The sequence below is a fragment of the Amycolatopsis sp. NPDC043887 genome, assembly GCF_056435665.1.
In genome coordinates this window covers 1-2,522 of record NZ_JBWKEB010000041.1, presented here as the reverse complement: position 1 = coordinate 2,522, position 2,522 = coordinate 1, and the positions used below count along the sequence as shown (strand labels likewise).

Annotated in this window: 3 protein-coding genes; all 3 read right to left on the bottom strand. The window is 62.9% G+C overall.

Annotated features, from left to right (window positions below):
- Positions 1 to 418, bottom strand: a 418-nt coding sequence (locus tag AC069H_RS42715) for a hypothetical protein (RefSeq protein WP_478236173.1), incomplete at its 3' end; no start/stop codon positions are given.
- Positions 419 to 950: 532 nt separating this feature from the next.
- On the bottom strand, positions 951 to 1,745 hold the full coding sequence (locus tag AC069H_RS42710) for a hypothetical protein (protein ID WP_478236172.1): 795 nt from the start codon (positions 1,743 to 1,745) through the stop codon (positions 951 to 953).
- Positions 1,746 to 1,750: 5 nt separating this feature from the next.
- The coding region (locus tag AC069H_RS42705; protein WP_478236171.1) for an RNA polymerase sigma factor sigma-70 region 4 domain-containing protein at positions 1,751 to 2,522 on the bottom strand (772 nt) is incomplete at its 5' end.

Genomic DNA, 2,522 nt, shown 5'->3' with positions numbered 1-2,522 from the left:
TGCCGCTGGCGAAGCCGCGCAAGATCATCATGAGGTCGTCGATAGCGTCCGGGTCAACCAGTAGTTCGATCGTTTCCTCAAGATCGCTGCCGAAGGCCTGAGTCTTGATGGTGAAGTACTGGAGGAACTTCCGCTCGTGGACGTACGTCCCGTCCATCTTCACGCCGGTTCCGGTCCACACCCGAAGTTTCCTGGCATGAAGGTCGTCGCCCATGACTATGGTTTTCGGGGCTTCCCTCATGACCGGGTCGGCGTAGTCGGTGCTGTCCATAGCCCAGGGCTCACCTGCGGCGATAGCCGCCTTATGGGCAGAGCAGACGGCCGTTTCGCGGTAGAAGCCGCGGGGCGGGGAAATCGTAAGAAGCTCCTGTGCGGGCGATTGGCATCTCAAAACGACGCACTGCGCTGAACTGGTCATGATGATCCTTTCTTGACCTTCTCAGACGTCGCGTAGTGGGGCGTACCCGTTACAGGTCGAATGGCTCTGACTCACAAGTGGGTGGCCTTTCGGCATCTCGTCGACCTGGCGCAGCCCGATCACGCTGTGTCAAGGGGGCACTTCCTGTCCGACCGCCGCTTGCCTGCTCGGCTGCCCCCTTGACGCAGCGTGATAGCCCTCCGGGAGGTCGACGAGATGCCGTTTGGCCGCCCACGGACGCAACCGTCGCGCTCGTCTCGGCCATCTCGGAGACCTGCCCGTCCGGCGAGGACATCCTTCTTCTTGAGCGTGGCCCTCGGCGCTGCCGCTGGGCCGGGTGCGTGGGTGCCGGAGGCGGGCCCCGCGTGCCCGGCCCAAAAGCGGCGCGGCCCCGCAGGGGCCGCCTTGAACAAGAAAAGAAACTCTGAACACACGCTGCGTGCGCGACGGTGACGCCCGATTTGGGTGAACAGGCGAGTCGGCCTCGCTGATCTGGCCGCATTGCGTGCCTGGGTATGGCGGCTCGAAACAGTCAAGCGCGAAGGCTGATTGTTGCGATGGCCTTATCGTCATGACGTTTGGCGCGGGGGAGTGCTACGGCGTTGGGATCTACCTCATCTTCCCAGCGGTGGCACTGTTCGAGGATCGCGGCGAGTTCGGCATCGTTCATCTGAGAGAGCTTCTCCCAGTTGTTGAGGTCGAGGTGGTCCATAACGTCGTATGCGCCATCGGTAGCGAGCACTGCCCATGGGACTTCTTGGACGGGGAACGTTGCGGTGATGCCGTGGCTGGCTGCATTCGGATCGGCTTCCGCAATCCAGTAACCACCGTCGATGTTCCTGAGGGCGGCTTGCTGCTCCTGGAGTTCGCGCAGTAGTCCGCGGTGCGTGTCGTCGTAGCCTGCTCCGGAGGCAAGCCGGTTGCGGTAGGCGCGTCGCGGTCCAAGATTCAGGTTGTCGATGCGCTGGTCTGTGATCGTTGTGTTGGGGAGTACGACGACACTGTCTCCGAGCGCAAAAACATCGACGTGTGCCCCTTGGCGTCGCAGAACTGACACGGTGCTTGAGGGCGAGTTGCCGGGGGTGAGTTCCAGTTGGCCGGCCGTCTTCTTGATGGCGCTTCGCACGATGGCGCGGAGGTCAACGGTTGGCTTGTGCTCCAGACCAGTTGCGATGTGTTGTCCGAGCGTGGCAGCGTAGTCGGAGGCGGGCACTGGGATTGGTCGGAAGGCCGATGCGCCATCGAGGACGATGACCGCGTCGTGGAGGACGTAGATTTTGTCATCGCTCGCACCGATGTGGGGGAGCTGTGCTGTGGTCACGTGCATGGGGTTCACCACCGAAACGGTCCGGCTGCAAGTTCGCTTCCGGTGATCGTTAGTCCTTCGTAAGTTGTTCGCACTACCAGTGAGCATTCCTGCTGTCGCATCTCCCCAAACAGCTCGGCAAGGTGTCTGGTGAGGTAATGAGTCGCGCCCAGTGATCCGATGCCATGGAGACCTGCGATGTGAAGTACGGCGCGTCCCGCGAGCTGGTGCCTAGCGATATAAGCAACGTCGGCGTACTCGGCCGGACTGGCATCGGTAGGGGAGCCGAATCGGTCGCCGGTCTGCTCATGTCGGATCCACCATCGTCCGTCTTCTTCGACCATGCTGAGGACGGGATCGCGTTCCATGAGGTTGGCTGCGACGGGGGCAGACTTCGGCCCGCATACGACCACCACGTCGCCGTCTGGGAGGGTCTCGCGGTCCGGCTCGATCTGGAAACGGGTGACAGCCAGAGATAGACCGTCGACCAGTCTTTCGAGCTGTTCGCCCGTCTGCGCATCTTCGGCAGCGATGAGTGGACGTTCTCGGTCGGTCGTCTGGTAGCGCCACGGAACGCCGATCGCGACAGGGCCGACACCGAAGAAGGCTCGTTCGGGCCTGGGCGCGGTTGACCGGATCTGGGTGACCCGCCCTTTGGTGATCCCGAGGGCGGCCGCGATCTCGGTGTAGCTCATCCCGTGCAGTCGGTGGGCCTCCTCGATGGCCTCTCTGCGCAGCCGTGCAAGCTCAGTCGCTCGCTGCTGGTAGACGGTGAGCAGGGAGGACGCACGCTGCCCG